Origin of the sequence: Streptomyces smaragdinus, assembly GCF_009604385.1 — a bacterium.
GTDB classification, from domain to species: domain Bacteria; phylum Actinomycetota; class Actinomycetes; order Streptomycetales; family Streptomycetaceae; genus Streptomyces; species Streptomyces smaragdinus.
Map to the genome: position 1 here is coordinate 88,694 of NZ_WEGJ01000008.1, position 25,524 is coordinate 114,217.

Annotated in this window: 31 protein-coding genes; 17 read left to right on the top strand and 14 right to left on the bottom strand. The window is 72.0% G+C overall.

All coding sequences use genetic code 11. The features are described from left to right. The first annotated feature begins 110 nt into the window (after positions 1-110). The 3 genes from SRB5_RS14265 to SRB5_RS14275 all read left to right on the top strand — a co-directional run bounded on the left by SRB5_RS14265 (position 111) and on the right by SRB5_RS14275 (position 1,401). A complete protein-coding gene (locus SRB5_RS14265) occupies positions 111-938 on the top strand; it encodes a helix-turn-helix domain-containing protein (protein WP_153452316.1) in 828 nt (275 codons plus the stop codon). Next, a complete protein-coding gene (locus SRB5_RS14270; protein ID WP_153452317.1) occupies positions 935-1,144 on the top strand; it encodes a DUF397 domain-containing protein in 210 nt (69 codons plus the stop codon). The genes SRB5_RS14265 and SRB5_RS14270 overlap by 4 nt, the downstream gene beginning before the upstream one ends. Before the next feature lie 71 nt (positions 1,145-1,215). Next, positions 1,216-1,401: a DUF397 domain-containing protein gene (locus SRB5_RS14275; RefSeq protein ID WP_153452318.1), complete on the top strand. Its 186-nt coding sequence runs from the start codon at positions 1,216-1,218 to the stop codon at positions 1,399-1,401. Here SRB5_RS14275 and SRB5_RS14280 read toward each other — a convergent pair. Together SRB5_RS14280 and SRB5_RS14285 are read right to left on the bottom strand one after the other, a co-directional pair. Continuing rightward, positions 1,398-1,562, bottom strand: a complete 165-nt coding sequence (locus tag SRB5_RS14280; protein ID WP_153452319.1) for a hypothetical protein — start codon at positions 1,560-1,562, stop codon at positions 1,398-1,400. The two genes, SRB5_RS14275 and SRB5_RS14280, sit on opposite strands and share 4 nt — an antisense overlap. A gap of 102 nt (positions 1,563-1,664) precedes the next feature. After that, complete coding sequence (locus SRB5_RS14285) at positions 1,665-2,120, bottom strand: Lrp/AsnC family transcriptional regulator (RefSeq protein WP_153452404.1); 456 nt, start codon at positions 2,118-2,120, stop codon at positions 1,665-1,667. A gap of 198 nt (positions 2,121-2,318) precedes the next feature. Here SRB5_RS14285 and pdhA point away from each other — a divergent pair, with 198 nt between their 5' ends. The 3 genes from pdhA to SRB5_RS14300 are packed head-to-tail and all read left to right on the top strand — an operon-like array spanning position 2,319 to position 5,763. Further along, positions 2,319-3,497, top strand: coding sequence for a pyruvate dehydrogenase (acetyl-transferring) E1 component subunit alpha (gene pdhA, locus SRB5_RS14290; protein ID WP_153452320.1), 1,179 nt, complete (start codon positions 2,319-2,321; stop codon positions 3,495-3,497). Next, a complete protein-coding gene (locus tag SRB5_RS14295; RefSeq protein ID WP_153452321.1) occupies positions 3,497-4,525 on the top strand; it encodes an alpha-ketoacid dehydrogenase subunit beta in 1,029 nt (342 codons plus the stop codon). Before pdhA ends, SRB5_RS14295 begins: the two co-directional genes overlap by 1 nt. Then, positions 4,525-5,763 carry a dihydrolipoamide acetyltransferase family protein gene (locus SRB5_RS14300; RefSeq protein ID WP_153452322.1) on the top strand — a complete coding sequence of 413 codons (1,239 nt, stop codon included), beginning with the start codon at positions 4,525-4,527 and terminating at the stop codon, positions 5,761-5,763. Before SRB5_RS14295 ends, SRB5_RS14300 begins: the two co-directional genes overlap by 1 nt. Before the next feature lie 108 nt (positions 5,764-5,871). Here the strand turns inward: SRB5_RS14300 and SRB5_RS37100 are convergent, their stop codons facing one another. Further along, a complete protein-coding gene (locus SRB5_RS37100) occupies positions 5,872-5,994 on the bottom strand; it encodes a hypothetical protein (RefSeq protein WP_267132588.1) in 123 nt (40 codons plus the stop codon). Between the two features lie 9 nt (positions 5,995-6,003). Between SRB5_RS37100 and SRB5_RS14305 the strand changes: the two genes are divergently transcribed. Then, positions 6,004-6,294, top strand: a complete 291-nt coding sequence (locus SRB5_RS14305; RefSeq protein ID WP_153452323.1) for a hypothetical protein — start codon at positions 6,004-6,006, stop codon at positions 6,292-6,294. A gap of 34 nt (positions 6,295-6,328) precedes the next feature. On the opposite strand, the gene SRB5_RS14310 is transcribed toward SRB5_RS14305, so the two are convergent. Then, the gene (locus tag SRB5_RS14310; protein ID WP_153452324.1) at positions 6,329-6,892 is read right to left on the bottom strand and encodes a hypothetical protein; all 564 of its coding nucleotides are present in this window, start codon (positions 6,890-6,892) and stop codon (positions 6,329-6,331) included. A 106-nt stretch (positions 6,893-6,998) separates the two neighbouring features. On the opposite strand from SRB5_RS14310, the gene SRB5_RS14315 reads away from it, so the two are divergent. After that, entirely contained in the window at positions 6,999-7,601 is a 603-nt protein-coding gene (locus SRB5_RS14315) for a TetR/AcrR family transcriptional regulator (RefSeq protein WP_153452325.1), read from the top strand. A 9-nt stretch (positions 7,602-7,610) separates the two neighbouring features. Here SRB5_RS14315 and SRB5_RS14320 read toward each other — a convergent pair whose 3' ends face one another. Then, positions 7,611-8,369 (bottom strand): alpha/beta hydrolase family protein, encoded by a 759-nt coding sequence (locus tag SRB5_RS14320; RefSeq protein WP_153452326.1) that lies wholly within the window; start codon positions 8,367-8,369, stop codon positions 7,611-7,613. A 75-nt stretch (positions 8,370-8,444) separates the two neighbouring features. Further along, a complete protein-coding gene (locus SRB5_RS14325) occupies positions 8,445-9,038 on the bottom strand; it encodes a TetR/AcrR family transcriptional regulator (RefSeq protein ID WP_323377901.1) in 594 nt (197 codons plus the stop codon). An 88-nt stretch (positions 9,039-9,126) separates the two neighbouring features. Between SRB5_RS14325 and paaN the strand changes: the two genes are divergently transcribed. Further along, positions 9,127-10,809 carry a phenylacetic acid degradation protein PaaN gene (paaN, locus tag SRB5_RS14330; protein WP_153452327.1) on the top strand — a complete coding sequence of 561 codons (1,683 nt, stop codon included), beginning with the start codon at positions 9,127-9,129 and terminating at the stop codon, positions 10,807-10,809. A 226-nt stretch (positions 10,810-11,035) separates the two neighbouring features. Here the strand turns inward: paaN and SRB5_RS14335 are convergent, their stop codons facing one another. The 7 genes from SRB5_RS14335 to SRB5_RS14365 all read right to left on the bottom strand — a co-directional run bounded on the left by SRB5_RS14335 (position 11,036) and on the right by SRB5_RS14365 (position 18,051). Next, on the bottom strand, positions 11,036-11,797 hold the full coding sequence (locus SRB5_RS14335; RefSeq protein WP_153452328.1) for a hypothetical protein: 762 nt from the start codon (positions 11,795-11,797) through the stop codon (positions 11,036-11,038). Between the two features lie 209 nt (positions 11,798-12,006). Continuing rightward, the gene (locus SRB5_RS14340; RefSeq protein ID WP_153452329.1) at positions 12,007-14,382 is read right to left on the bottom strand and encodes an ATP-binding cassette domain-containing protein; all 2,376 of its coding nucleotides are present in this window, start codon (positions 14,380-14,382) and stop codon (positions 12,007-12,009) included. Positions 14,383-14,395: 13 nt separating this feature from the next. Continuing rightward, complete coding sequence (locus SRB5_RS14345) at positions 14,396-14,818, bottom strand: VOC family protein (RefSeq protein WP_153452330.1); 423 nt, start codon at positions 14,816-14,818, stop codon at positions 14,396-14,398. Between the two features lie 10 nt (positions 14,819-14,828). Next, on the bottom strand, positions 14,829-15,272 hold the full coding sequence (locus SRB5_RS14350; RefSeq protein WP_323377902.1) for a helix-turn-helix transcriptional regulator: 444 nt from the start codon (positions 15,270-15,272) through the stop codon (positions 14,829-14,831). Positions 15,273-15,282: 10 nt separating this feature from the next. Next, positions 15,283-16,047: a TrmH family RNA methyltransferase gene (locus SRB5_RS14355; protein ID WP_153452331.1), complete on the bottom strand. Its 765-nt coding sequence runs from the start codon at positions 16,045-16,047 to the stop codon at positions 15,283-15,285. 16 nt (positions 16,048-16,063) lie between these two features. Beyond that, positions 16,064-17,329: an HTTM domain-containing protein gene (locus SRB5_RS14360; RefSeq protein ID WP_194292929.1), complete on the bottom strand. Its 1,266-nt coding sequence runs from the start codon at positions 17,327-17,329 to the stop codon at positions 16,064-16,066. After that, entirely contained in the window at positions 17,326-18,051 is a 726-nt protein-coding gene (locus SRB5_RS14365; RefSeq protein ID WP_228390044.1) for a DUF5819 family protein, read from the bottom strand. Before SRB5_RS14365 ends, SRB5_RS14360 begins: the two co-directional genes overlap by 4 nt. Positions 18,052-18,289: 238 nt before the next feature. Here SRB5_RS14365 and paaA point away from each other — a divergent pair, with 238 nt between their 5' ends. The 5 genes from paaA to SRB5_RS14390 are packed head-to-tail and all read left to right on the top strand — an operon-like array spanning position 18,290 to position 21,855. Then, positions 18,290-19,252 carry a 1,2-phenylacetyl-CoA epoxidase subunit PaaA gene (gene paaA / locus SRB5_RS14370; RefSeq protein WP_153452332.1) on the top strand — a complete coding sequence of 321 codons (963 nt, stop codon included), beginning with the start codon at positions 18,290-18,292 and terminating at the stop codon, positions 19,250-19,252. Next, positions 19,249-19,536, top strand: coding sequence for a 1,2-phenylacetyl-CoA epoxidase subunit PaaB (gene paaB / locus SRB5_RS14375; RefSeq protein WP_153452333.1), 288 nt, complete (start codon positions 19,249-19,251; stop codon positions 19,534-19,536). The genes paaA and paaB overlap by 4 nt, the downstream gene beginning before the upstream one ends. Then, positions 19,533-20,237 carry a 1,2-phenylacetyl-CoA epoxidase subunit PaaC gene (gene paaC, locus SRB5_RS14380; RefSeq protein WP_323377903.1) on the top strand — a complete coding sequence of 235 codons (705 nt, stop codon included), beginning with the start codon at positions 19,533-19,535 and terminating at the stop codon, positions 20,235-20,237. Before paaB ends, paaC begins: the two co-directional genes overlap by 4 nt. Then, entirely contained in the window at positions 20,231-20,761 is a 531-nt protein-coding gene (paaD, locus tag SRB5_RS14385) for a 1,2-phenylacetyl-CoA epoxidase subunit PaaD (protein WP_153452334.1), read from the top strand. Before paaC ends, paaD begins: the two co-directional genes overlap by 7 nt. Beyond that, the gene (locus SRB5_RS14390) at positions 20,758-21,855 is read left to right on the top strand and encodes a 2Fe-2S iron-sulfur cluster-binding protein (protein WP_323377904.1); all 1,098 of its coding nucleotides are present in this window, start codon (positions 20,758-20,760) and stop codon (positions 21,853-21,855) included. The genes paaD and SRB5_RS14390 overlap by 4 nt, the downstream gene beginning before the upstream one ends. Before the next feature lie 4 nt (positions 21,856-21,859). On the opposite strand, the gene SRB5_RS14395 is transcribed toward SRB5_RS14390, so the two are convergent. Then, complete coding sequence (locus SRB5_RS14395) at positions 21,860-22,207, bottom strand: rhodanese-like domain-containing protein (RefSeq protein WP_153452335.1); 348 nt, start codon at positions 22,205-22,207, stop codon at positions 21,860-21,862. A 43-nt stretch (positions 22,208-22,250) separates the two neighbouring features. Here SRB5_RS14395 and SRB5_RS14400 point away from each other — a divergent pair, with 43 nt between their 5' ends. The 3 genes from SRB5_RS14400 to SRB5_RS14410 are packed head-to-tail and all read left to right on the top strand — an operon-like array spanning position 22,251 to position 25,524. Continuing rightward, a complete protein-coding gene (locus SRB5_RS14400) occupies positions 22,251-23,093 on the top strand; it encodes an NTP transferase domain-containing protein (RefSeq protein ID WP_323377905.1) in 843 nt (280 codons plus the stop codon). Continuing rightward, on the top strand, positions 23,090-24,442 hold the full coding sequence (locus SRB5_RS14405) for a molybdopterin molybdotransferase MoeA (protein WP_153452337.1): 1,353 nt from the start codon (positions 23,090-23,092) through the stop codon (positions 24,440-24,442). Before SRB5_RS14400 ends, SRB5_RS14405 begins: the two co-directional genes overlap by 4 nt. Next, on the top strand, positions 24,439-25,524 hold the full coding sequence (locus SRB5_RS14410; protein WP_323377906.1) for a potassium channel family protein: 1,086 nt from the start codon (positions 24,439-24,441) through the stop codon (positions 25,522-25,524). The genes SRB5_RS14405 and SRB5_RS14410 overlap by 4 nt, the downstream gene beginning before the upstream one ends.

Below are 25,524 nucleotides of genomic sequence, written 5' to 3' on the forward strand. Positions count from 1 at the left end.
TCCGCCGAGGTGTACGGGACCCTATCGGGTGGGGTGCGGGCGTATAGGCACACCGGGTGTTTTACGCTGCGTAATCTCTCGATCACGTTCAAGTGACGGGAGGTCTCACGATGACCGCCAACACACGGGAGTTCCACGACGACTCCCACTCGTTCCTGCGGTGCTTCGGTCTCCAGCTGAAGCTGTTCCGCGAACGGGCGGGACTGAGCCGCGAGGAGCTGGGCGACCGCCTCGGGTACAGCGCGGAGCTGATCGCGTCGATCGAGCAGGGACGGCGGGTGGCGCAGCCGGAGTTCATCGACCGGGTGGACCCGGAGGTGAACGCCGGCGGCGTTCTGATCGCGGCGCGGGGGGAGGTGGCGCGGGCCCGGTATCCGGCGTTCTTTCGGGACTTCGCGAAGCTGGAGGCTGACGCGCTCGGGCTGGGGGTGTACGCGTCCCTGATGGTGCCAGGGCTGTTGCAGACGGAGGATTACGCGCGGGCCACGTTCGCGCAGCGGCGTCCACGGATTGGCGCCGACACCGTCGAGTTCCGGACTCGGTCCCGCATGTCCCGTCAGAAGATCTTCGACCGCAGTCCGGCGGCAGAGCTGAGTTTCGTCATGGATGAGGCCATTCTCCATCGGCCCATCGGGGACTCGGCCGTGCTCCGAGGCCAGCTCGAACACCTGCTGCTGGTCATGGGGAACGGGAAGGCAGAGGTCCAGGTGATGCCCTTGGACCGCCGGGAAAACCCCGGTGTGGATGGCGCGTTCACCGTGGTGCAGCCCAAAATCGGTGACCAAGTGGTCTATGTGGAGGCCCAGGGGCGAAGTATCTATCTGACAACACGTGCCGAGACCCGCAGCATGGCCGCCCGGTACGGCAGCATCCGAGCGCAGGCGATGACACCCCGAGAGTCGTCTGCCTTCATCGAGACGAGGCTAAGGACGCTATGACCAGCCATCAGTCCAAGGCGGATGAGGTTCCCACCCGTTGGACGAAGAGCACGTACAGCGGCGCCGAAGGCGGCGAGTGCGTCGAGGTCGCCGCGACCTCGGCCCACGTACACGTCCGCGACTCGAAGAACCCCACGGGCCCCCACCTCACCTTCACCCCCGAAGCCTGGCGCGCCTTCATCACCGAAACCGCCGCCACCGAGTAGGCGGAACACCCGGTCCCGGAAGCACGACGGTGTCTCCGGGACCGGCCCCATTCCATCCCTGGGAGGCAACGATGACCAGCAACGAACCCAAGCGTTGGACGAAGAGCACGTACAGCAGCGGCGCAGGCGGCGAGTGCGTCGAGGTCGCGACGACCTCGGCCCACGTACACGTCCGCGACTCGAAGAACCCCACCGGCCCCCACCTCACCTTCACCCCCGAAGCCTGGCGCGCCTTCATCACCGCCCTCGCCGGCTAACTGTCGTCACCACCGCCGAGCACCGGAACCCCGTAGCCGTGGTGGAACAGGATCACATCGCACAGCGCCTCGGTGATCGTTTCCGCAGCCGTTTCGGTGCCGAGGACACGGGCCGCTGCCGCAAGGGCAACGTAATCCACGTCCGCATTCGTGACAGTCATCCGTGTACCTCCTCGCCGGCGCCTGGCCGGTTCGTACGCCATGTCCAGTTCATGCAGCCGCCGCCAGCCTGAGACGCAGGGCATCCGCGGCTTCCCGCACCATCACGCCTCCTGGAGATCCGTCTCCTCGAAGACGAGGAGCGTCCGTGTGGACAGCACCTCCGGTATGGCCTGGATCTTCGTCAGGACCAGATCCCGCAGCGCACGGTTGTCCGCCGTGTGAACGAGCAGGAGTACGTCGAAGTCACCGCCGACCAGGGCGATATGGGCCGCCCCCGGGAGGCGTTCCAGCTGCTCGCGGACCGAGCGCCAGCTCGTCTGGACGATCCGCATCGTGATGTACGCCGACGTCCCCTGGCCCGCCCGTTCCTGGTCGATCTGGGCTGTGAAGCCGCGGATGACGCCGTCGTCCAGGAGGCGGTTGATCCGCGTGTACGCGTTCGCGCGGGAGACGTGGACCTGCTCCGCCACCGAGCGGACCGACGCGCGGCCGTCGGCGCGGAGGATGCGCAGGATCGCGCGGTCGACGTCGTCGAGGGGGCGGGGGGCCGGGGCCATCTGTTCGTCAGTCACGCTCCCCGCCTTCCGCAATTGGACGTCCGGCTTCCATTTGATGGTGTGCAGAACCGTTTGTCCACAGGCTTTCGCGCATGGTAGCCAGAATGCCCTCTCAACCGAACAATCGGTAGGTGAGGACCTGTGAGGGCCACCCACGCCCTCACCCTGTTCATGCCCCCACAAGGAGGTGGAGACGTCATGACGGTCACCGAGCAGTCCCGCCGTACCGCGAAAGCGCCCCGCACGACCAGGACGCGGCGTACCGCGAAGGCGACGGCGCCCGCCTGGCAGCCCCGGACGGACCCCGCGCCGCTGCTCCCCGAGGTCGAGCCCCACCGGGTGCTGGGCACCGGCGCGAAGCTGGACCCCGAGCTGATGAGCGGGCTGTACGCGGAGCTGGTGCGCGGCCGGAGGTACAACCAGCAGGCCACCGCGCTGACGAAGCAGGGCCGGCTCGCCGTCTATCCGTCCACCACCGGCCAGGAGGCGTGCGAGATCGCCGCCGCGAAGGTCCTGCGCGACCAGGACTGGCTCTTCCCCTCCTACCGCGACACCCTCGCCGCCGTGGCCCGCGGCCTGGACCCCGTGCAGGCCCTCACGCTGCTGCGCGGCGACTGGCACAGCGGGTACGACCCGCGCGAGTGCCGCATCGCCCCCCTGAGCACGCCGCTGGCGACGCAGCTCCCGCACGCCGTGGGGCTGGCGCACGCCGCCCGGCTCAAGGGCGACGACGTGGTCGCCCTGGCCATGGTGGGCGACGGCGGGACGTCGGAGGGCGACTTCCACGAGGCGCTGAACTTCGCGGCGGTGTGGCAGGCGCCGGTGGTGTTCCTCGTACAGAACAACGGCTACGCCATCTCCGTACCGCTGGAGAAGCAGACGGCCGCCCCGACCCTGGCGCACAAGGGCGTCGGGTACGGCATACCCGGGCGGCTGGTCGACGGGAACGACGTCGCGGCGGTGTACGAGGTGCTGGCCGAGGCGGTGGAGCGGGCGCGCTCGGGGGGCGGCCCGACCCTGGTCGAGGCGGTCACGTACCGGATGGACGCCCACACCAACGCCGACGACGCCACCCGGTACCGGGAGGACGCCGAGGTCGAGGCGTGGCGTGCCCATGACCCCGTAGCGCTGCTCGAGCGGGAGCTCACGGAGCGGGGGATGCTGGACGAGGCGGGCATCGAGGCGGCCCGCGCGGCGGCGGAGGAGATGGCGGCGGCCCTGAGGGAGCGGATGAACGAGGACGCGGTGCTCGATCCGATGGACCTCTTCGCGCATGTGTACGAGGAGCGGACGACGCAGCTGCGCGAGCAGGAGCGGCTGCTGCGCGCGGAGCTCGAGGCGGCCGAGGCCGACGCGTCGGAAGGGGACCAGCACTGATGGCAACGGCGGTAAAGGCCAAGCAGGTCACGATGGCGCAGGCCATCAACCGGGCGCTGCGCGACGCGCTGGCCGAGGACCCGTCGGTGCACGTGCTGGGCGAGGACGTCGGCCGGCTCGGCGGCGTCTTCCGGATCACGGACGGGCTGACGGCGGAGTTCGGCGAGGACCGCTGCGGCGACACCCCGCTCGCGGAGGCCGGGATCCTCGGCACGGCGGTCGGGATGGCGATGTACGGGCTGCGGCCGGTGGTCGAGATGCAGTTCGACGCGTTCGCGTATCCGTCGTTCGAGCAGCTGGTCAGCCATGTCTCGCGGATGCGCAACCGTACGCGGGGCGCGATGCCGATGCCGATCACGATCCGGGTGCCGTACGGCGGCGGGATCGGCGGCGTGGAGCATCACAGCGACTCGTCGGAGGCGTACTACATGGCGACGCCGGGCCTGCGGGTCTACACCCCGGCGACGGTCGAGGACGCGTACGGGATGCTGCGCGAGGCCATCGCCTGCGACGACCCGGTGGTGTTCCTGGAGCCCAAGCGGCTGTACTGGTCGAAGTCCGCGGACTTCTCGCTGGACGCCCCGGCGGCCGTCGCGCCGCCCGGGAAGGCCGTGGTGCGGCGCGCGGGGACGTCCGCGACGCTGATCACGTACGGGCCGTCGGTGCCGGTCTGCCTGGAGGCCGCCCAGGCGGCGCGGGCGGAGGGCCGGGACCTGGAGGTCGTGGACCTGCGGTCGCTGGTGCCGTTCGACGACGAGACGGTGGCCGCGTCGGTGCGGCGGACCGGGCGGGCGGTCGTGGTGCATGAGTCGACCGGGTTCGGCGGGCCGGGCGGGGAGATCGCGGCGCGGGTGACGGAGCGGTGCTTCCATCATCTGGAGGCGCCGGTGCTGCGGGTGGCCGGGTTCGACATCCCGTATCCGCCGCCGATGCTGGAGAAGCATCATCTGCCGGGCGTGGACCGGATCCTGGACGCGGTCGAGCGGCTGCAGTGGGAGTCGGAGTACGTGGCGGGAGGGGCGGACTGATGGCGGAGGTGCGGGAGTTCACCCTGCCGGACCTCGGGGAGGGGCTGACCGAGGCGGAGATCGTACGGTGGCTGGTGGAGGTCGGGGACGTGGTCGCCGTCGATCAGCCGGTCGTCGAGGTCGAGACGGCTAAGGCGATGGTGGAGGTGCCGTGCCCGTACGGGGGTGTGGTGACCGCGCGCTTCGGGTCCGAGGGCGATGAGGTGCCGGTGGGGTCGCCGCTGGTGACCGTGGCGGTGGGGGACGCGCCTTCGGCGGAGGCCGCCCCGGACGCCGACGAGGGGTCCGGGAACGTGCTGGTGGGGTACGGGACGAGTGCGGCGGGGGCGGGGCGGAGGAGGCGGGTGCGGCGGCCTTCGGCGGCTGCGGCTGCGGCTCCGGCTCCGGTCGCCCCGGCTCGTACGGTCGCGGTGATCTCGCCGCTCGTACGGCGGCTGGCGCGCGAACACGGCGTGGACCTGGCGTCCTTGCGGGGGTCGGGCCCCGAGGGGCTGATCCTGCGGGCGGACGTGGAGCGGGCGGTGGCGCCCACGCCGGTCGCGGCGCCCGTCGAGGCGACCAACCGGATCCCCCTGCGAGGGGTACGAGGCGCGGTCGCCGACAAGCTGTCGCGCAGCCGCCGCGAGATCCCGGACGCGACGACGTGGGTGGACGCGGACGCGACGGAGTTCATGACCGTACGCCGGGCGATGAACGCGGCCGGCGGCCCGAAAGTCTCCGTCCTCGGCCTCCTGGCCCGCGTCTGCACGGCGGCCCTGGCCCGCTTCCCGGACCTCAACTCCACGGTGGACGGCCGGGAGATCGTGATCCTCCCCGGGATCCACCTGGGCTTCGCGGCGCAGACGGACCGCGGCCTGGTGGTCCCGGTGGTCCGCGACGCCCACAAGCTGAGCGCGGCGTCCCTGACGGCGGAGATGACCCGCCTCACGGAGGCGGCCCGCACAGGAACGCTCACCCCCGCGGACCTGACGGGAGGCACGTTCACGCTGAACAACTACGGCGTCTTCGGCGTGGACGGCTCGACCCCGATCATCAACCACCCGGAGGCGGCGATGCTGGGCGTCGGCCGCATCGTCCCCAAGCCGTGGGTGCACGAGGGCGAGCTGGCGGTACGCGAGGTGGTGCAGCTGTCGTTCACGTTCGACCACCGCGTCTGCGACGGCGGCACGGCGGGCGGCTTCCTGCGGTATGTGGCGGACTGCGTGGAGCGGCCGGGGGTGTTGCTGCGGGACCTGTGATCCGTCGGAGGGGGCCGCGGGATACTGCCCGCGGCCCTGTCGGAGGCGAACCCTGACCAGGCCCTGTCAGTTGGTCCCGGCCGGATTGATCCAGCGGAACCGGGGACGCTACCAGTCCAGCACCCGCGCCAGCAGGAAACCGGCGACCACCAGCACCGGACCCGGTAGGCCCGGGGGCATGGACACCAGTGGGCCGGTCGGGCAGGATGCGTGATCCAACAGGCTTGCCACGGGGGGACCATGAGCATCCGATTCGCCGTCGCCGGTACGTCCGCCGCGCTGCTGCTGGCCCTCAGCGGCTGTGGAGGGGACGGGGACTCCGCCGGCGGGAAGCCTGACTACGACGCCTGCCACGACGCGATGCTCAAGATCTTCATGGACTCCAAAGACATGGACATCGCCACCGCCGAAGGCGGGAAGCTCGCGGCGTGCGACGGTATCGACAGACCGAGCCGCGCGCGGATCGCCATGGAGCTCGCCGGGGACGGGCAGGACTACGGCCCCGCCGAGGGAGCGCCCGAGCACCCCTGACCAGGCCGTTCCTGCCGCCGCCGGCCCCCGCCGCTCAGCGTCCGGAGCCCGCGCGCGGCAGACGCAGCGCCGAGACCAGGAAGAAGATCCCGCCGAGCGTGGCGTAGCCCGCGAGGGTGGTGAGCGTGGGGTCGTCCTGGCCCGCGCTCGCGAAGAAGGAGCCGCCAGCGAGGATCGAGATGCCGCCGCTGAGGATCATGGGCCACTGGCCGCCCATCGCGCGGCGGGCGACGCCCACCAGGAGCTGGACGAGGCCGGAGACCACGGCCCACGCGCCCCAGACGCGCAGGACGTCGGGGATGCCCGAGCCGGCCGCGATCGCGAGGCCGACGGCCGCGAGGGTGCTGATGGCCATGTTCACGTACAGGCCCTTGACCTGGCCTCCGCCCGTCGTACGGGCCGACCTGGCGTCCACGACCGCCGCGGCGACGTCGAAGGCCGGGTAGACGAAGAGCAGCAGCTTCGTCCCGAGGCCCAGTTCGGAGCCGGACGCTGCCAGGAGCGCGGCCCAGGCGGCGGCGAAGACGAAGCGCGTGAGGTACAGGCGGCGCAGGGTGGGTGTGGTGCTGACGGGGGCGATGGAAGCGGTGGATGCCATGGGGTGCTCCAGTCGGGACGTAGGTAGAGAGATCGTTCTCTCTCGCAGACAGCAGACTGGCACACCGGGTCGGGGAAATGCAAGAGAGACCGTTCTACCCGCTACGATGTGCGGCATGGCAAAGACGGAAACCGGCAAACGAGTCTCCGAAGCCCGCGAACGGCTCCTGCGGACCGCCGCGCAGCTCTTCTACGGCCGGGGCATCCACACCGTGGGCGTAGACCGCCTGGTCTCCGACGCGAAGGTCACCAACGCGACCTTCTACCGTCACTTCCGCAGCAAGGAGGACCTGGCCGTCGCGTACATCGGCACCGTCGACCAGGCGATCCGGTCCCAGATCGCCGGCCTGACGGCGGCGGACGGCTCGGCCGAGAGCATCCTGCGGGGCATCGGCGCGTCACTGGTCGAGCAGATCCGCTCGCCGGGATACCGCGGCTGCGCGTTCCTCAACGCGGGCGCGGAGTTCCCCGATCCCGACCACCCCGTCCACCGGGCCGTCGTACAGCACCGCGCGTGGTTCCTGGAGACCGTCACCGGGCTGTTCGCCGAGATCACGGTGGTGGAGGCGGAGCACGCCGGACGGCACTTCGTCATGCTCCGCGACGGGGCGATGAGCGCCGGCTATCTGGGCGACGCCGTGCTCGCCGGGGAAACCCTGATGCGCGGGATCGAGGGGCTGCTGCGGATCCACGCCGCCCGTGGTCGGTGATACGGCGGGTCAGCCCCCGTACTGCTGGACGAACGCCTTGACCCGCTTCCAGACGTCCGGGTGCTCCGTCAGGATCGCGTTGCCGTGCTCGATGCCGTTCACCGGCTCGAACTTCTCGCCCTTCGACGCCGTCGCCGCCTTGTCCAGCTTCTGCGCGTCCTCAAAGAAGCGGGTGTCGTCGCGGGACGCGATGAGGTAGACCGGCATCGTCAGCTTCGGGGCCGCCGCGAGGGCGTCGATGTCGCCGAACTCCGCGGGGCCGGAGAGGGAGACCACCGCCGACACGGCGGGCTTGATCTCGGCCGCGGCGGCGAGCGATCCCGTACCGCCCTTCGAGGCCCCGATCAGGATGATTTTCTCGGCGCCCTTCTCGCGGAGGAGCTTCGCGGCGGCGACCAGCTCGTCGACCTCCGTGCTCATGCTGTTCACCGCCAGCGCCTGGTAGCCGTCGGCCGCGAGCTCGTCCGCCGCGGGGACCCAGGAGCACAGGTCGAGGTCGACCTGGTGGGAGAAGATGACGCCCGTCGTGCCCTTGCCGGTGCGGTACGCGTCGACCTGTTCGCCGTCGACCTCGAAGGACGTCGCGCCCGCGAGCTGGTCGCCCTTCAGACAGCCGAAGTCGTTGGGGCCGGAGCTGGTCTCCGGCGCCGCCTGGGGGGTGGCCGAGGTCTGCTCCGTACCGCTGTCGCCGTCATCACCGCAGCCCGTCAGCAGCGCCAGCAGCACCACCGGGGCAACGGCCCCCGTCCACACCCTCGTTCGCGTCATGAACCCGGATGCTCGCGCCCCGGTACGGGCGAGGTCAACGGCGGAAGGATCGCCTCCCCGTAACGATGAGGACGCTCACGGCAGCCGCAGCCCCGCGAACGCCATCGCGACCACCGCGTCCGCGACCTCCGCGCCGCTGTGCGGGCCGCGGGCGGTCGGGCGGTACCACTCGGAGACCGAGTTGATCATGCCGAAGAGGAGCCGGGTCGCCAGCCGCGCGTCGACGTCCGAGCGGATGTCGCCGTCCGCCGCGGCCTGCGTGAGCAGGAGGGCCACCCGGTGGTCGAACTGGCGGCGGCGCTCCATCGCCCACCGCTCGGTGTCGGTGTTCCCCCGGACCCGCAGCAGCAGCGTGACGTACGGGAGGTCCGCCATCAGCACCTCCGTGCTGCGACGCGTGACGTATTCCAGCCGGTCGACCGCCCGCCCTTCGCGCGCGCCCTCTTCGTCCAGTACGCCGAAGAGCCCGTTGAGGGCGCGGCTGACGGCCCGGTGCAGGAGCTCTTCCTTTCCGCGGACGTGGTGGTAGATGGACGACTTCGAGATGCCCGCGGCCTTCGACAGGTGTTCCATGGAGGTCCCGTCGTAGCCGCGCTCGATGAACACCTCCACGGCGACGGCCAGGAGGGACTCGGGCGTATACGTGTCGCGCTTGGCGGTGCTCGTCACTTATCCACAGCCCCTCTTGAACCGACCGATCATTCGGTTACTCTAACCGCGACCGGAGTTTCCCTCCAGCTCGACGAGGAGTTGGCCCATGACGACCGCGCTGAGTCACGAAGTGCTGACCGAGAGGCACCGGCCTCATCTCGACCAGGCGCTGGAGGCCGTGCGCACCCGTGCGTACTGGTCGCCCCACCCGGAGCATCCGAAGGCCTACGGGGACACGGCCCCGGCGGACGGACTGGCCGCGTTCGAGGCGCTGCGGGGCAGCCGCTTCGAGCTGGACCAGCCCGGGACGGACGGCTGGACGGGCGGCGAGGTGTCGCCGTACGGCTTCGAGCTGGGCGTGGAGTATCCGCATCCGGACGTCGACGTGCTGCTCCCGGCCATGCGGGCCGGGATGGGCGCCTGGCGGGAGGCGGGGCCGGAGCTGCGGGCGCTGGTGTGTCTGGAGGTGCTGGCGCGGATCAGCGCGCGGACGCATGAGTTCGCGCATGCCGTGATGCATACGTCGGGGCAGGCGTTCATGATGGCGCTCCAGGCCGGGGGGCCGCACGCGCAGGACCGCGGGATGGAGGCGGTGGCGTACGCGTACGCGGAGCAGGTGCGGACGCCGCTGGTGGCCGGGTGGTCGAAGCCGCAGGGGAAGCGGGATCCGCTGGAGCTGCGGAAGACGTTCACCGCGGTGCCGCGGGGGGTGGCGATGGTCGTCGGGTGCAACACGTTCCCGACGTGGAACGGGTATCCGGGGCTGTTCGCCTCGCTCGCCACGGGCAATCCGGTGCTGGTGAAGCCGCATCCGCGGGCCGTGCTGCCGCTGGCGCTGACGGTGCGGGTGGCGCGGGAGGTGCTGGCGGAGGCGGGCTTCGACCCGAATCTGGTGTGCCTGGCGGCCGAGGCGCCCGGGGAGGGGCTGGCGAAGACCCTCGCGGTGCGGCCGGAGATCCGGATCATCGACTACACCGGGTCGACGGCGTTCGGCGACTGGCTGGAGGCCAACGCGCCGCAGGCGCAGGTGTACACGGAGAAGGCCGGGGTCAACACGATCGTCCTGGACTCGACGGCGGACTACGCGGGGCTGCTGTCGAACCTGGCGTTCTCGCTGTCGCTGTACAGCGGCCAGATGTGCACGACGCCGCAGAACCTGCTGATCCCGCGCGCCGGCATCGACACGGACGCCGGGCACAAGTCGTACGACGAGGTGGTGGCCGACCTGGCCGGCGCGGTCGACAAGCTCCTCGGCGACGACGCCCGCGCGGCGGCGCTGCTGGGGGCGATCGTCAACCCGGGGGTGAAGGAGCGGCTGGACGCGGCGGCGGACCTGGGCGAGGTGGCGCTGGCGTCGCGGGAGGTGACGCATCCGGAGTTTCCGGGGGCGGTGGTGCGGACGCCGGTGATCGTGAAGCTGGACGGGATGAAGCCTGGGGCTGAGGCGGCGTATCTGGAGGAGTGCTTCGGGCCGGTGTCGTTCGCGGTGGTGATGGACTCTACGGCGGACGCTCTCGATCTGCTCCGCCGGACGATCCGGGAGAAGGGCGCGATGACGGTCGGCGCGCACACCACGTCGGCGGAGGTGGAGCGGCTGGTCGAGGAGGTCTGCTACGAGGAGTGCGCCCAGCTCTCCCTGAACCTGACGGGCGGCGTGTACGTCAACCAGACGGCGGCGTTCTCCGACTTCCACGGCAGCGGCGGCAACCCGTCGGCGAACGCGGCGCTGTGCGACGGGGCGTTCGTGGCGAATCGCTTCCGGACGGTGGAGGTTCGGCGGCCGGCGTGAGGCCACGAGGCCGTGCCGTCCTGGGTGGGCGGCACGGCCTGTGGATAACTTCTGCGATATAACCTCATTCTGAGGTTATATCGATCCTGCAGGTCACAGAGGTGCTGTGGACAACTTTCGTTCGTTAGCTTCAACTTGAAGCCTACGAACTCCTGCGGATCGGCGAGGCTGTGGATAACTCTCGCAATAGAGCTTCAACTTGAAGCTCTATCTGAGTTCCCGCAGGTCAGCGGCCCCGACCGCCCCGTCCGGGGTTGTGGCGGTGCCGGGTGAGGTCGCGGCGTAGCTCGGAGACCTCCGTGCGCAGTTCGCCCACATCCGCGCGGACGTCCTCGCGCAGCTCGGCCATGTCACCCCGGATCCCGGCGACGTCCGCCTGCACATCCGCCAGGCGGATGCTCATCGCGCCGACGACCTCGTTCTGTGCCGCCATGCGCTGGTTGAGCTGGGTGAGCTCGCCCATGACCGGGGTCAGTACGCGCTCGGCGGTTGCGGTGACGATGTCCTCGACGTGCTGGTCGAGGCTGTAGTGCCGCCCACCTGGCGACCACGGGGAGCCGGACGACGGTCGTGTGCGGCGCGTGCTTTCCTCGGCGTCGAGGAGGTAGGTCCGCACCCGCTGGGCGACCGCGCTGTCGCGCAGGAGCATGCCGGTGCAGAGGATGGCCCGGCGGGGCCAGAGGGCCAGGCTTGAGCGTGGCTGTGGATAACTTTCAGGAAAGGACTTCATTTTGAAGTCCTTATACTCTTGCAGGTCAGAGCCTCGCAGGATCCTTAGTCCACAGGACTGCAGCTCCTCTCGGTGTCGGTGGAACAGGTTATTCACAGCAGGCTCGGACACCTCGAAGTAGTCGGCGACAAGCTGCGTCGACGCGTGCACGCCGTCCGGCATCAGCACAAGTGCCTTGACCTTGTCGAGTACGTCGGTTCGATGGCTCATGCCGGAGCGCAGGCTGCGCGACTCCAGCAGAGCGGCTTCCGTGATCACGGATAGGCCTTCCACGTGTTGGCGATTGAGGATGCGTGGAGGCCCTTGTCATCTCTAGCAGTTGTCCGGGGGCACTGCCTCCCGGCGCTTCATCGTCTCTGGCGTCGTCGAACTCGTAGCCCTGTTTTCTCCACGCGCCCAGTACAACGAGCACATTGTCGGACAGTCACGATCCACGCATGATCGTGACTGTCCGCAACGAACCGGGACTACGCCCCCACGTACTCCGCCAAATGCTCCCCCGTCAGCGTCGCCCGGGACTTCACGAGCTCCGCCGGCGTCCCCTCGTACACGATCCTGCCGCCGTCGTGCCCCGCGCCCGGGCCCAGGTCGATGATCCAGTCGGCGTGGGCCATGACCGCCTGGTGGTGCTCGATGACGATCACCGTCTTTCCCGAGTCCACCAGGCGGTCCAGCAGGCCCAGGAGCTGTTCGACGTCCGCCAGGTGAAGGCCCGTGGTCGGTTCGTCCAGGACGTAGACGCCGCCCTTGTCCGCCATGTGCGTGGCCAGCTTCAGGCGTTGGCGTTCGCCGCCCGAAAGGGTGGTCAGGGGCTGGCCGATCGTCAGGTAGCCGAGGCCCACGTCCTGGAGGCGCTGCAGGATCTTGTGGGCGGCGGGCGTGGCCGCGGGGCCCGAGGCGAAGAAGGCCTCCGCCTCCGTCACCGGCATCTCCAGGACCTCGCTGATGTCCTTGCCGCCCAGGTGGTACTCCAGGACCGAGGCGTCGAAGCGCTTGCCCTCGCAGTCCTCGCAGGGCGTCGACGTGCCGGCCATGATGCCGAGGTCGCTGTAGATGACGCCGGCGCCGTTGCAGGTGGGGCAGGCGCCCTCGGAGTTGGCGCTGAACAGGGCCGGTTTGACGCCGTTGGCCTTGGCGAACGCCTTGCGGATCGGGTCGAGGAGGCCCGTGTACGTCGCCGGGTTGCTGCGGCGGGAGCCGCGGATCGGGCTCTGGTCGACCGAGATCACGCCCTCGTCGGCCGGCATCGAGCCGTGGACCAGGGAGCTCTTCCCCGACCCCGCCACCCCCGTGACCACCGTCAGCACCCCGCGCGGGATGTCGACGTCCACGTCCCGGAGGTTGTTCGCCGCGGCGCCCCGGATCGCGAGGGTCCCCGTCGGCGTGCGTACCGAGTCCTTCAGGGCGGCCCGGTCGTCCAGATGCCGCCCGGTGACCGTGTCACTGGCCCGCAGCCCTGCCACCGTGCCCTCGAAGCAGACCGTGCCGCCCGCCGTGCCGGCGCCGGGGCCGAGGTCCACCACATGGTCGGCGATCGCGATGGCCTCCGGCTTGTGCTCGACGACCAGCACCGTGTTGCCCTTGTCCCGCAGCCGCAGCAGCAGGTCGTTCATCCGCTGGATGTCGTGCGGGTGCAGGCCGATCGTCGGCTCGTCGAAGACGTACGTGACGTCCGTGAGCGCCGACCCGAGATGGCGGATCATCTTCACCCGCTGCGCCTCGCCGCCGGACAGTGTGCCCGCCGGGCGGTCGAGGGAGAGATAGCCGAGGCCGATCTCCACGAAGGAGTCGAGGGACTTCCGCAGGGCGGTCAGCAGCGGAGCCATCGACGGCTCGTCGAGGCCCCGTACCCACTCGGCGAGATCCCGGATCTCCATCGAGCAGGCGTCGGCGATGGAGATCCCCTTGATCTTCGACGCGCGGGCGCCCTCCGTCAGCCGGGTGCCGTCGCAGTCGGGGCAGACGGCGAACGTGACCGCCCGGTCCACGAACGCGCGGATGTGCGGCTGCATCGCCTCGCGGTCCTTGGACAGCATCGACTTCTGCAGCTTGGGGATCAGGCCCTCGTACGTGAGGTTGATCCCGTTGACCTTCACCTTCGTCGGCTCCTGGTACAGGAACGCGTGCCGCTCCTTCTTCGTGTACGCGCGGATCGGCTTGTCCGGGTCGAGGAAGCCGGACTCGGAGATGATCCGCACCACCCAGCCGCCGCCGGTGTACCCGGGGATGGTGAACGGGCCCTCGGACAGCGACTTGGCGTCGTCGTACAGCTGGGTGAGGTCGATGTCCGTGACCGTGCCGCGGCCCTCGCAGCGGACGCACATGCCGCCGGTGCGGTGGAAGGTGACCTTCTCCGTCTTCGTCTTGTCGCTGCCCCGCTCGACGGTGAGCCCGCCGCTGGCGGAGACGGACGCGACGTTGAAGGAGAAGGCGCCGGGCGGGCCGAAGTGCGGGGTGCCCAGGCGGCTGAAGAGGATGCGCAGCATCGGGTTGGCGTCGGTGGCCGTGCCGACCGTGGAGCGCGGGTCGGCGCCGATGCGCTGCTGGTCGACGGTGATGGCCGTGGTCAGGCCCTCGAGGACGTCGACCTCGGGGCGGGCCAGGGTGGGCATGAAGCCCTGGACGAAGGCGCTGTACGTCTCGTTGATCAGCCGCTGCGACTCGGCGGCGACGGTGTCGAAGACCAGCGAGCTCTTGCCCGAGCCGGAGACCCCGGTGAACACCGTGAGCCGGTGCTTGGGGATCTCGACGGAGACGTCCTTGAGGTTGTTCTGCCGCGCGCCGTGCACCCGGATCAGATCGTGCCTCTCGGCGGCGGGCGGCGCGGACTTCTTGGACGGCATGCTTCGGCTCTCCCTAGCTCTGGGGTCGGTCCGTCTGCTGGATGCGGACCATGGTGCCCGCGGGGTCGCGGAACGCGCAGTCCCGTACGCCGTACGGCTGGTCGACGGGCTCCTGGACGAGCTCCGCACCGGCCGCCAGGACCCGCTCGAACGTGGCGTCCACGTCGGCGGTGGACAGCACGATGCTGGCGTAGCTGCCCTTGGCCATCATCTCGGCGACCGTCCGGCGCTCCGTCTCCGTCAGCCCGGGCGTCGCGGACGGCGGGAACAGCACGATCGACGTCGACGGCGTGTCCGCCGGGCCCACCGTGATCCAGCGCAGCCCGCCGACGGCGACCTCGCCGCGGACCTCGAAGCCGAGGACGTCCCGGTAGAAGGCCAGCGACGCGTCCGGGTCGGTGTGCGGGAGGAACGTGGTGTGGATCGCGATGTCCATGGTCCGCACGCTAGCGGTGGGCCGGGGAACGCGCGCCCCGTTTCCGTACGGGCCGCGTGACCTGCTTCTCCACACACGCCGGCATCCCCGCCGCACCTCCCTGGGCCTGCCGCCGGTACGCCCCCGGCGGCATCCCCACCAGCTCCGTGAACCGCGTCGTGAACGTCCCCAGCGACGAGCAGCCCACCGCCAGGCACACCTCCGTGACGCTGAGGTCCCCGCGCCGCAGCAGCGCCGTCGCGCGCTCGATCCGCCGCGTCATCAGATAGCCGTACGGCGACTCCCCGTACGCCTCCTTGAACTCCCGGCTCAGGTGCCCCGCCGACATGTGCGCCCCGCGGGCGAGCGCGGCCACGTCGAGCGGCCGGGCGTACTCCCGGTCGATCCGGTCACGCACCCGGCGCAGCACCGCGAGGTCCCGCAGCCGCTGCTCGGGGGTGGGTCTGCTTGTCACCCTCCACAGCCTAGGAGGGACCACTGACAGCCGGCCCGCCCCAGTGGAAGAGGGTCATCGCGACGCTGGTCGCGAGGTTGTAGCTGGAGACCTGGGGGCGCATCGGGAGGGCGAGGAGGCGGTCGGCGCGGGCGCGCAGCCCGGGGGAGAGGCCGTGGCGTTCCGTACCGAAGGCCAGCAGCGCGTCGTCCGGCAGCCCGACGCCGCGGATGTCGTCGCCCTCGGGGTCCAGGGCGTACAGGGGGCCGGGCGGGAGGCCGGCCAGGGGGAGGCGTTCGACGGCGGTGGCGTAGTGCAGGCCCGCCGCGCCGCGGACCGCGCCCGGGTGCCAGGGGTCGGCGGGGCCGGTGGTGATGACGCCGGCGGCGCCGAAGCCGGCCGCGAGGCGGATGACGGCGCCGATGTTGCCGAGGTTGCGGGGGTCCTCCAGGACGATCACCGGTGCGAGGCGGGTGCGCAGGGCGGCGAGGTTGGCCGTACGGGACGGGCGGGCGGCGAGGGCGGCGACCTCGGTGGGGTGCGGGCGGGGGACGAGGGCGCGCAGCTCGTCCGGGGTGACCTCGGTGAGGAGGGCGGGGAGGACGGGGGTCAGGTCCGGCGCCAGTTCGGCGGCGAGGGCGAGGGTGCGGGGGCGGTCGGTGGTGAGGGCGAGGGGGATGTCGGCGCCGAAGCGCAGGGCGTGCTTGAGGGCGTGGAAGCCGTCGAGGAGCACGGGGGCGTCGTCGGCGCGCCGGGTCAGGGCACGCCAGGACGCGGTGGCGGATTGGAGGGGCATGGGTCCATCTTCCGGCTCACGACGAGCGGACGTCCTCCTGGGCCTCGTCGCGGGGGTGGGGGACGGCGGTGTCCTCGTACGGATACGGGTCCTCCTTGCGTACCCGCGAGGTCACCCGCCGCCCCGCTCCCGCGACCCGTGCCCCGGACCAGACCAGGAACGCCGTCGGCAGGAACACGGCGTCCGCCGAGATCATCGCGAGGGAGAAGAACGGCAGGCCCAGCAGCACGGCGATGCTCAGGTGCTCGAGGATCATCAGCCCGAGGAGGACGTTCTTCAGCCGCCGGTTGAAGACCGTGAAGGGGAACGCCACCTGCACGAACACCGTGCCGTACGCGATGATCATGACCATCGTGCCGCTGCCGGTGAAGAGGTCGGCCAGCGCGGGCCAGGGCGTGAAGTAGTCCAGGTGCAGCGGGTAGTACGGCGCCGTGCCGTCCTGCCAGCGCGAGCCGCTGACCTTGTACCAGCCGGCCGTCGCGTAGATGAAGCAGACCTCGGCCATGATGATCAGCAGGCCCGCGTTGTGCACGATGTTCGCCAGCGCGTCCAGCACCGCCCGCGGCTCGCCCGGATACCGGCGTCCGCACAGCCACCAGGCGCCGTGGAACAGCCAGATCCCCCACAGCGCGAAGCCCCAGCCGGGCACGAAGTCGACCACGCCGAGCGTCCAGAACCAGGCCAGCTTCCCCAGCACGCTGAACAGCAGCAGGAAGAACCCCAGCACCCCCCACAGCCACACCCCGGCCAGGTCGAAGTCGTCCTTTGCCCCGCGCCGCCGGCGGCGGGCGTCCAGCGACCACACCTGCCCGCAGCGGGTGAGGACCAGATAGCCGGACATCAGATGGATGACGTTGTCCCCGCCGTCGCCCATGAACACGCTGCGGTTCATCAGCGAGAACACGCCCAGCATGAACAGCACCGACATCGTCCGCGTCCGCCACCCCAGCAGCAGCCCGAGGGCGGACAGCAGGGCCAGCGCGTACACGACCTCGAACCAGACGGTGTCGCTCGACCACAGCAGCAGCGAGAACGGGTCGTGCAGCGCCGTCTGCTCCCGCGCGAGGTCCAGGCTCCACGGCGAGTCCGGCCCGTACAGCTCACGGCGGTGCGGGAACTCGCGGAGCAGGAAGCCGAGCCAGGTGAGCGCGAAGCCGATGCGCACGACCGCTGTCTGGTACGGGCCCAGGGACCGGGTGGTGACCGTCTCGACGCCCCTGGCCAGGGCCGTCTCGACGCGGCGGGCGAGCGCGCGGGGGGTGAGGTCGGGGGTGGTGGTCACTGGCCGGCACTCTCCCAGCGGCGGACGTCCTCGCGCGGCAGGTCGTCGGAGACCACGCGCCACCAGGGGAGCGTGCGGTACGTGGTCCGGGTGTCGGTCTTCTCGTCGCTCCAGGAGGGGGCGGCGACGGGGGTGTACGCGCCGCGCAGCTGGATGGACTGGATGTGGGCGCCGTCGAGCTCGGGGCCCAGGCGGTTCATCACGACCCGGGTGAGATACGTCCTGGACCAGCGGCCGCGGTCGCCGGCCGGCTCGTTCTCCTGGGTGTGGGAGTCGACGAAGAACTCCCAGGCCCGGCGGAGCTCGTTCTGCTGGGTGTGGCTGGGGAAGGGGTTGTGGCGGATGTCCGCCGCGTCCTGGGCGGACAGGCCCAGCCACCGGGTCTCGCGGGTGCCGTTCGCGTCGGTGACGCGGGCGCGGACCTCGACGGCGATGTTGGTCTGCAGGGGGTTCGGGGCGAAGAGCTTCCAGTTCTGTTCGAACTCGGGGTAGATGTACTCGCGGACGAGCTCCCCGTTCTCCTTGCTCAGCGTGTTGGGCGGGGCGACGTGCAGGAACACCATGCCCAGATGTATCGCCGCCGCCACGGCCACGGCCGCCAGGGTCACGGATATGACGATGCGGGAGGCGAGCGACAGCCGCGCGGGCCCGCCGTCGTCCGGCGGTGTCTCGTCCGCGCCGGGTGCCGGTCCGGCCCCGGCGGGCGGTTCCTGAGGTTCCATGCCCCGTTTCCGTTCCCCTGGTCGTTTCCCCGGCCCGCCCGGCACGCTATCGCGCCGGTGCGCCCGGGCGCACCGCCCGGCGGACTTCCGCGGGGTTGTCCACAGGGCCGGCGGGGTTGGCCTTGACAGGGTACGGGCCGCATCGGACCATGGAACCGAACGATCGGTCGGTCGGTCGGGACGGACCGGCATGGGAAAACCCAGTCAGGGCAGTCGGCAGCGGCGAAGGGGCGAGCGCATGACGGCGACGATCGGTGAGGCGGCCGCGGAGCAGGACATCTTCGACGGTGCCATCGCCGCGGACGAGCGCATCGAGCCGCGGGACTGGATGCCGGACGCCTATCGCGCCACGCTGGTGCGCCAGATAGCGCAGCACGCCCACTCCGAGATCATCGGCATGCAGCCCGAGTCGAACTGGATCACCCGCGCGCCCTCCCTGCGCCGCAAGGCGATCCTGATGGCCAAGGTGCAGGACGAGGCGGGCCACGGGCTGTATCTCTACAGCGCCGCCGAGACTCTGGGCGTCCGCCGCGACGAGCTGCTGGACAAGCTGCACGCGGGCCGCCAGAAGTACTCGTCGATCTTCAACTACCCCACCCTGACCTGGGCGGACGTCGGCGCGATCGGCTGGCTGGTGGACGGCGCCGCGATCATGAACCAGGTGCCGCTGTGCCGCTGCTCGTACGGCCCGTACGCGCGGGCGATGGTGCGCATCTGCAAGGAGGAGTCCTTCCACCAGCGCCAGGGGTACGAGCTGCTGCTGACGCTGAGCCGCGGGACGCCGGAGCAGCACGCGATGGCGCAGGACGCGGTGAACCGCTGGTGGTGGCCGTCGATGATGATGTTCGGCCCGCCGGACGACGAGTCGACGCACTCCGCCCAGTCCATGGCGTGGAAGATCAAGCGGCACTCCAACGACGAGCTGCGCCAGCGCTTCGTCGACGCCAGCGCTCCGCAGGCGGAGATCCTCGGCCTCACCCTCCCCGACCCGGACATCCGGTGGAACGAGGAGCGGGGGCACTACGACTCCGGTCCGATCGACTGGACGGAGTTCTGGGACGTCCTCGCGGGCAACGGCCCGTGCAACGACCAGCGCCTGACCCAGCGGCGCGAGGCACACGAGAACGGCGCGTGGGTGCGCGAGGCCGCGGCCTCGTACGCCGCGAAGCACGCCGCCGGGCGCGGAGAGGCGGCGGTATGACGAACCGGGACTGGCCCCTGTGGGAGGTCTTCGTACGCAGCAGGCGCGGCCTGTCGCATGTCCACGCCGGGTCGCTGCACGCCCCGGACGCGGCGCTCGCCCTGCGCAACGCGCGCGATCTGTACACCCGGCGCCAGGAGGGCGTCTCGGTGTGGGTCGTGCCGTCCGCGCAGATCACGGCGTCGTCGCCGGACGAGCGGGACCCGTTCTTCGAGCCGGCGGCCGACAAGGCGTACCGGCATCCCACGTTCTACGACCTGCCGGACGGGGTGAAGGGACTGTGACGTCCGCGGCCCTGGCCCTCGGCGACGACGCGCTGATCCTCTCCCACCGGCTCGGCGAGTGGGCCGGGCACGCCCCGGCGCTGGAGGAGGAGGTGGCGCTGGCGAACATCGCGCTGGACCTCCTCGGCCAGGCGCGGGTGCTGCTGTCCATGGTGGGCGACGAGGACGAGCTGGCGTTCCTGCGCGAGGAGCGGGCGTTCCGCAATCTGCAGCTCGTCGAGCAGCCGAACGGCGACTTCGCGCACACCATCGCCCGGCAGCTGTACTTCTCCGGCTTCCAGGAGCTGCTGTACGAGCGGCTGGCCGCCGGCGACGGACCGTTCCGCCCGCTCGCGGGCAAGGCCGTGAAGGAGGTCGCGTACCACCGCGACCACGCCGAGCACTGGACGCTGCGGCTCGGTGACGGCACCGCGGAGTCGCACGCGCGGATGCAGCGCGGGCTGGCTGAGCTGTGGCGCTTCACCGGCGAGATGTTCCAGCCCGTCGAGGGCCTCGACCTGGACTGGGCCGGGCTGGAGAGCGTCTGGCTGGAGCGGGTCACGGAGGTCGTGGAGCGCGCCACGCTCACCCTGCCGGAGGGCCCGCGCACGGGCGCCTGGACGGCGGGCGCGGGGCGGCAGGGGCTGCACACGGAGCCGTTCGGGCGGATGCTGGCGGAGATGCAGCATCTGTACCGCAGCCACCCGGGGGCGACATGGTGACGACCCTGACCCCGCTGGAGGAGCGGCTGCTGGAGCTCGCCGGCCGCGTCCCCGACCCCGAGCTGCCGGTGCTCAGCCTCGCCGAGCTGGGCGTGGTGCGCGGGGTGCACGAGTACGCGCCGGGCCGGGTCGAGGTCGAGCTGACGCCCACGTACACCGGCTGTCCGGCGATCGAGGTGATGTCCGCCGACATAGAGCGCGCCCTGCGCGAGGAGGGCGGCGCCGCGGCCGTCCGGGTGCGGGTGGTGCTGGAGCCGGCCTGGACGACGAACGACATCACGGCGGAGGGACGGCGCAAGCTGCGGGAGTTCGGCATAGCGCCGCCGCGCACGGTCCGGACGGAGGGGCCCGTGCCGCTCGTGCTCGGGCCGACGCGCACGGCGGACGCCGAGCCCGTGCGCTGCCCGCACTGCGGCTCCGCGGACACCACGCTGCTGTCCCGCTTCTCCGCCACCGCCTGCAAGGCCCTGCGCCGCTGCGAGAGCTGCCGGGAGCCGTTCGACCACTTCAAGGAGCTGACGTGACCGCGCCCGCGCCCGAGGCCACCCGGCGGCGCGCCGCCTTCCACGCCCTGCGCGTCGCCCGGGTGACACCGCTGACGGAGGACTCCGTCGCCGTCACGTTCACCGTGCCGCCGGCGCTGCGGGAGGCGTACCGCTTTCGCGCCGGGCAGCATCTGGCCGTCCGCCGGCCCGGGGGGAACGGCGGGGCGCGCCGGACGTACTCCATCTGCACCCCGCAGACGGCGGACCCCGCGGAGCTGACCGTGGGCGTGCGGGAGGTGACGGGCGGGGAGTTCTCCGCGTACGTCAACCGGGAGCTGAAGGCGGGTGACACGCTCGAGGTCATGACGCCGGCCGGACGGTTCGGGCTGCGGGAGGAGCCGCGGGGCGGCGGGTACTGGGCGGCGGTCGTCGGCGGCAGCGGGATCACGCCGGTGCTGTCGATCGCGGCGACGCTGCTGGCGGGGGACGAGAGCGCGCGGTTCTGTCTGATACGCAGCGACCGCACGGCCCTGTCGACGATGTTCCTGGAGGAGGTCGCCGATCTGAAGGACCGCTGGCCCGACCGCTTCCATCTGGTGCAGACGCTCTCGCGCGAGCAGACGGAGGCCGGTCTGGAGTCCGGGCGGCTGGACGAGGAGCGGCTGGCGGCGCTGCTGCCCGCGCTGGTGCCGGTCGCGGACGTCGCCGGCTGGTTCCTGTGCGGTCCGTACGGGCTCGTCCAGTGCGCCGAGCGGGCGCTGCGCACGGCCGGGGTCCGGCGGGGCCGGATCCACGAGGAGATATTCCACGTGGACGACGGCACCGCGCCGCCCGTCCCGGCGGCCACCGCCCCCGACCGGGCGGCCGTCACCGCGCGGCTCGGCGGGCGCTCCGGGAGCTGGGCCGTGCGGCAGGGCGAGACGCTGCTGGAGACGGTGCTGCGCAACCGGGCGGACGCCCCGTACGCCTGCAAGGGCGGGGTGTGCGGGACGTGCCGGGCGTTCCTCGTCGAGGGCGAGGTGCGGATGGACCGCAACTTCGCGCTGGAGCCGGACGAGCTGGAGGCGGGGTACGTGCTGGCCTGCCAGTCGCATCCGGTGACGGAGCGGGTGGAGCTGGACTTCGACCGCTAGCGCCTCACAGGACGGAGCCCGGGCTGCCCTTGTCGTCCACGACCGGGCGGCCCGTGGCCTCCCACTTCTCCATGCCGCCGGCCACGTTGACCGCGTCCACGCCCTGCTGGCCCAGATACATCGCGACCTGCGCCGACCGGCCGCCGGAGCGGCAGATCACGTTGATCCGCCCGTCCTGCGGCGCCGCGTCCAGGACCTCGCCGTAGCGCGCGGTGAACTCGCTCATCGGGACGTGCACCGCCCCGGGCGCGTGACCCGCCTGCCACTCGTCGTCCTCCCGGACGTCCAGCAGGAAGTCGCCGTCGGTGAGCTCGTCGACGCGGACAGTGGGGACAGGAGAGCCGATAACCATGCCATCGACGGTACCCGACCAAGGGCGCCCCATACTGGGCCGCATGTCGTACGACGCGATCGTGCTCGCCGGAGGCGCCGCCCGCCGCCTGGGCGGCGCCGACAAACCCGGGCTGCGGGTCGGCGGGCGGGCCCTGGTCGCCCGCGTGGTCGACGCCTGCCGCAGCGCCGGGACGGTCGTCGTCGTCGGCCCCCACCGCCCGGAGCTGGACGCCCGCGTCGCCTGGGCCCGGGAGGAGCCCCCCGGCGGCGGACCCGTCGCGGCGCTGGCCGCGGGGCTGGCGCGGGTGACGGCGGACACCGTCGTGGTGCTCTCCGGCGACCTGCCGTTCCTGGGGGCCGGGACCGTACAGGCGCTCATCGACGAAACAGGCGACGCCGACGGCGCCATGGCCGTCGGGGCGGACGGCCGCGACCAGCCGCTGGTCGCCGCGTACCGCACCGCGGCGCTGCGCGCCGGACTGCGCCGGCTCACCGACGAGCACGGCGGGCCGGCGGGCCTGCCGTTGCGGCTGCTCACGAAAGGGCTCCGGCTCGCACGTATTCCTGCCGGGGCAAGTGCGTTCGACTGCGACACCTGGGAAGATCTCGCTGTCGCCCGAGCGAGGATCAGGGAGAGTGGGACCGTGCTGGACGAATGGCTGACAGCGGTGAAGAACGAACTCGGCATCGAGCTCGACGTGGACACCCAGGTCCTCCTCGACCTGGCCCGGGACGCCGCCCACGCGGTGGCCCGCCCCGCCGCGCCGCTCACGACGTTCCTCGCCGGCTACGCCGCCGCGCAGGCCGGCGGCGGCCCCGAGGCCGTCGCGGAGGCCGCGCGCACGTGCGTGGCGCTCGCGGCGCGCTGGGAGGAGGAGAACAAGGAGGAGGGGGGCGCCGGATGACGCCCCGGCGCGGCGCCGTCGAGCGCGACGAGTTCGACGAGGCGCTCTCCCTGGGCAACGCCCACGTCGCACCCCAGCGCGCCCAGGATCCCGAGGACTACGGCGACGCCTTCACCCTCGACGAGCGCGCCCCCGCCCCCCGCCCCAGGCACCGCCCCCACGGCACCCCCTGGCCCGACGCCCGCCGCGCCGCAGCCCGCGCCGCCCGCCCCGCCGCCCCCCGCCCGCGCCCCCTCGCGCAGGCCGTCGGCGAGGTGCTGGCGGCCCCCCTCGAGGCCCTCGCCGACCTCCCGCCCTTCGACACCTCCGCGATGGACGGCTACGCGGTGACGGGCCCCGGCCCCTGGCGCCTCGCCTCCGGCCAGGGCCTCCTCGCCGGAGACCGCGCCGCCCGGCCCCTGGCCGACGGCACCGCGGTCCGTATCGCCACCGGCGCCCGCATCCCCCCGGGCGCCACCGCCGTCGTCCGCACCGAGCACGCCGAGCTCCGCCCCGACGGCACCCTGCTCACCCGCGACGCCCGCGCGGTCCGTACCGGCCAGGACATCCGCCCCCGCGGCCAGGAGTGCCGCTCCGGTACGCCGCTGCTGCCGGCCGGCGCCGAGATCACCCCGGCCGTGGTGGGCCTGGCCGCCGCCGCCGGGTACGACGAGCTGAGCGTGATCCCCCGCCCCCGCGTCGAGGTCCTCGTCCTCGGCCAGGAGCTGCTGCACCGCGGGCTGCCCGCCGACGGCCGCATCCGCGACGCCCTGGGCCCGATGCTCGCCCCCTGGCTGCAGGCGATGGGCGCCGACGCGTTCGTCACCCGGCGCCTCGGGGACGACGCCGAGCTGCTGTACGAGGCCGTCGGCTCCAGCACCGCCCAGCTGATCGTCACCACCGGAGGCACCGCCGCCGGCCCCGTCGACCACGTCCACGGCGTCCTGGCCCGGCTCAAGGCCGACCTCCTGGTCGACGGCGTCCGCGTCCGCCCCGGCCACCCCATGCTCCTGGCCCGCCTCCCCAACGGCGCCCATGTCACGGGCCTCCCCGGCAATCCCCTCGCCGCCGTCACGGGCCTCATGACCCTCGCCGGCCCCCTGCTGAGCGCCCTGCGCGGCACCCCCGCCGCCGAGGACCCCACGGCCGCCCTGACGGAGGACGTCACCGGCCACCCCACGGACACCCGCGTCATCCCCGTCGTCCGCGACCGCCGCCGCCCCGGCGCCGCCCGCCCGCTGCACTTCACGGGCCCCGCCATGCTGCGCGGTCTGGCCGCCGCCCACGCCCTGGCCGTCGTCCCGCCCGGCGGCGCCCGCGCCGGCGACGCCGTCGCCCTGCTGCCCCTGCCCTGGGGCGGGACGGGGTGAGGGGACCGGACAGCCCGCAGGAGGCGGAGGCGCGGGACCGGGTCTTCCTGCCGACGCATCTGAAGGGCCCCCTGCGCCAGGTCGGCGCCCGGCTGCTCGCCGCCCTCGTCGTGCTGCTGCTGTCGACGCTGATCGTGTACGTGTCCCGCGAGGGCTACCACGACAACGCCGGCGAGGACGTCTCCTTCCTGGACGCCCTCTACTACTCCACCGTGTCGCTCTCCACCACCGGCTACGGCGACGTCGTACCGGACACTCCCGGCACCCGGCTGACGACCATCCTGATCATCACCCCGCTGCGGGTGCTGTTCCTGATCATCCTGGTCGGCACCACGCTGGAGGTGCTGACGAAGCACACCCGCGACCAGTGGAAGATCGAACGCTGGAGGACCGCCTTGCGCGACCACACCGTCGTCGTCGGCTACGGCACCAAGGGCCGCTCCGCCCTGCAGACCCTGGTCGCCAAGGGGCTGGCCAAGGACAAGGTCGTGGTCATCGACAACACCCAGAAGGCCATCTCCGCCGCCAACGCCGACGGCTTCGCCGGCGTCATCGGCGACGCCACGCGCAGCGAGGTGCTGATCCGGGCGGAGGCCGCGCGGGCCAAGCAGATCATCGTCGCCACCCAGCGCGACGACACGGCCGTCCTGGTCATCCTCACCGTCCGCCAGCTGAACACCGGCGCGCACGTCGTCGCCGCGGTGCGCGAGGAGGAGAACGCGCCGCTGCTGCGCCAGTCCGGCGCCGACGCCGTGATCACGTCGTCGTCCGCGGCCGGCCGGCTGCTCGGGCTGTCGGTGCTGTCGCCCAGCGCGGGCATGGTGATGGAGGACCTGATCGTGCAGGGCTCCGGGCTGGACCTGATCGAGCGCCCCGCGACCCGCGCCGACGTCGGCCGCTCCCCGCGCGAGACGGAGGATCTGGTGGTCGCGGTGCTGCGCGGGCACCGGCTGCTCGGGTACGACGCGGCGGAGGCCGGGCGCATCGAGGCGGAGGACCGGCTCATCACCATCCGGCGCAGCTCCGTCCCGTATCCCGGCGGTCCGCAGGGCGGCGCACCGGAGGGCGCCCGTCCGGAGTAA

Excerpts from the sequence above, each read along its gene's own strand:
- SRB5_RS14285 (WP_153452404.1), bottom strand. The coding sequence starts at position 2,120 with ATGGCCCCGGCCCCCCGCCCCCTCGACGACGTCGACCGCGCGATCCTG.
- SRB5_RS14320 (WP_153452326.1), bottom strand. The coding sequence starts at position 8,369 with ATGACGCGAACGAGGGTGTGGACGGGGGCCGTTGCCCCGGTGGTGCTG.
- SRB5_RS14295 (WP_153452321.1), top strand. The coding sequence starts at position 3,497 with ATGGCAACGGCGGTAAAGGCCAAGCAGGTCACGATGGCGCAGGCCATC.
- SRB5_RS14400 (WP_323377905.1), top strand. The coding sequence starts at position 22,251 with ATGTCGTACGACGCGATCGTGCTCGCCGGAGGCGCCGCCCGCCGCCTG.
- SRB5_RS14280 (WP_153452319.1), bottom strand. The coding sequence starts at position 1,562 with ATGACTGTCACGAATGCGGACGTGGATTACGTTGCCCTTGCGGCAGCG.
- SRB5_RS14405 (WP_153452337.1), top strand. The coding sequence starts at position 23,090 with ATGACGCCCCGGCGCGGCGCCGTCGAGCGCGACGAGTTCGACGAGGCG.
- paaN (WP_153452327.1), top strand. The coding sequence starts at position 9,127 with ATGACGACCGCGCTGAGTCACGAAGTGCTGACCGAGAGGCACCGGCCT.
- paaB (WP_153452333.1), top strand. The coding sequence starts at position 19,249 with ATGACGAACCGGGACTGGCCCCTGTGGGAGGTCTTCGTACGCAGCAGG.
- paaA (WP_153452332.1), top strand. The coding sequence starts at position 18,290 with ATGACGGCGACGATCGGTGAGGCGGCCGCGGAGCAGGACATCTTCGAC.
- SRB5_RS14300 (WP_153452322.1), top strand. The coding sequence starts at position 4,525 with ATGGCGGAGGTGCGGGAGTTCACCCTGCCGGACCTCGGGGAGGGGCTG.
- SRB5_RS14270 (WP_153452317.1), top strand. The coding sequence starts at position 935 with ATGACCAGCCATCAGTCCAAGGCGGATGAGGTTCCCACCCGTTGGACG.
- SRB5_RS14340 (WP_153452329.1), bottom strand. The coding sequence starts at position 14,382 with ATGCCGTCCAAGAAGTCCGCGCCGCCCGCCGCCGAGAGGCACGATCTG.
- SRB5_RS14305 (WP_153452323.1), top strand. The coding sequence starts at position 6,004 with ATGAGCATCCGATTCGCCGTCGCCGGTACGTCCGCCGCGCTGCTGCTG.
- SRB5_RS14275 (WP_153452318.1), top strand. The coding sequence starts at position 1,216 with ATGACCAGCAACGAACCCAAGCGTTGGACGAAGAGCACGTACAGCAGC.
- pdhA (WP_153452320.1), top strand. The coding sequence starts at position 2,319 with ATGACGGTCACCGAGCAGTCCCGCCGTACCGCGAAAGCGCCCCGCACG.
- paaD (WP_153452334.1), top strand. The coding sequence starts at position 20,231 with ATGGTGACGACCCTGACCCCGCTGGAGGAGCGGCTGCTGGAGCTCGCC.
- SRB5_RS14365 (WP_228390044.1), bottom strand. The coding sequence starts at position 18,051 with ATGGAACCTCAGGAACCGCCCGCCGGGGCCGGACCGGCACCCGGCGCG.
- SRB5_RS14315 (WP_153452325.1), top strand. The coding sequence starts at position 6,999 with ATGTGCGGCATGGCAAAGACGGAAACCGGCAAACGAGTCTCCGAAGCC.
- SRB5_RS14310 (WP_153452324.1), bottom strand. The coding sequence starts at position 6,892 with ATGGCATCCACCGCTTCCATCGCCCCCGTCAGCACCACACCCACCCTG.
- SRB5_RS14265 (WP_153452316.1), top strand. The coding sequence starts at position 111 with ATGACCGCCAACACACGGGAGTTCCACGACGACTCCCACTCGTTCCTG.
- SRB5_RS14345 (WP_153452330.1), bottom strand. The coding sequence starts at position 14,818 with ATGGACATCGCGATCCACACCACGTTCCTCCCGCACACCGACCCGGAC.
- SRB5_RS14355 (WP_153452331.1), bottom strand. The coding sequence starts at position 16,047 with ATGCCCCTCCAATCCGCCACCGCGTCCTGGCGTGCCCTGACCCGGCGC.
- SRB5_RS14395 (WP_153452335.1), bottom strand. The coding sequence starts at position 22,207 with ATGGTTATCGGCTCTCCTGTCCCCACTGTCCGCGTCGACGAGCTCACC.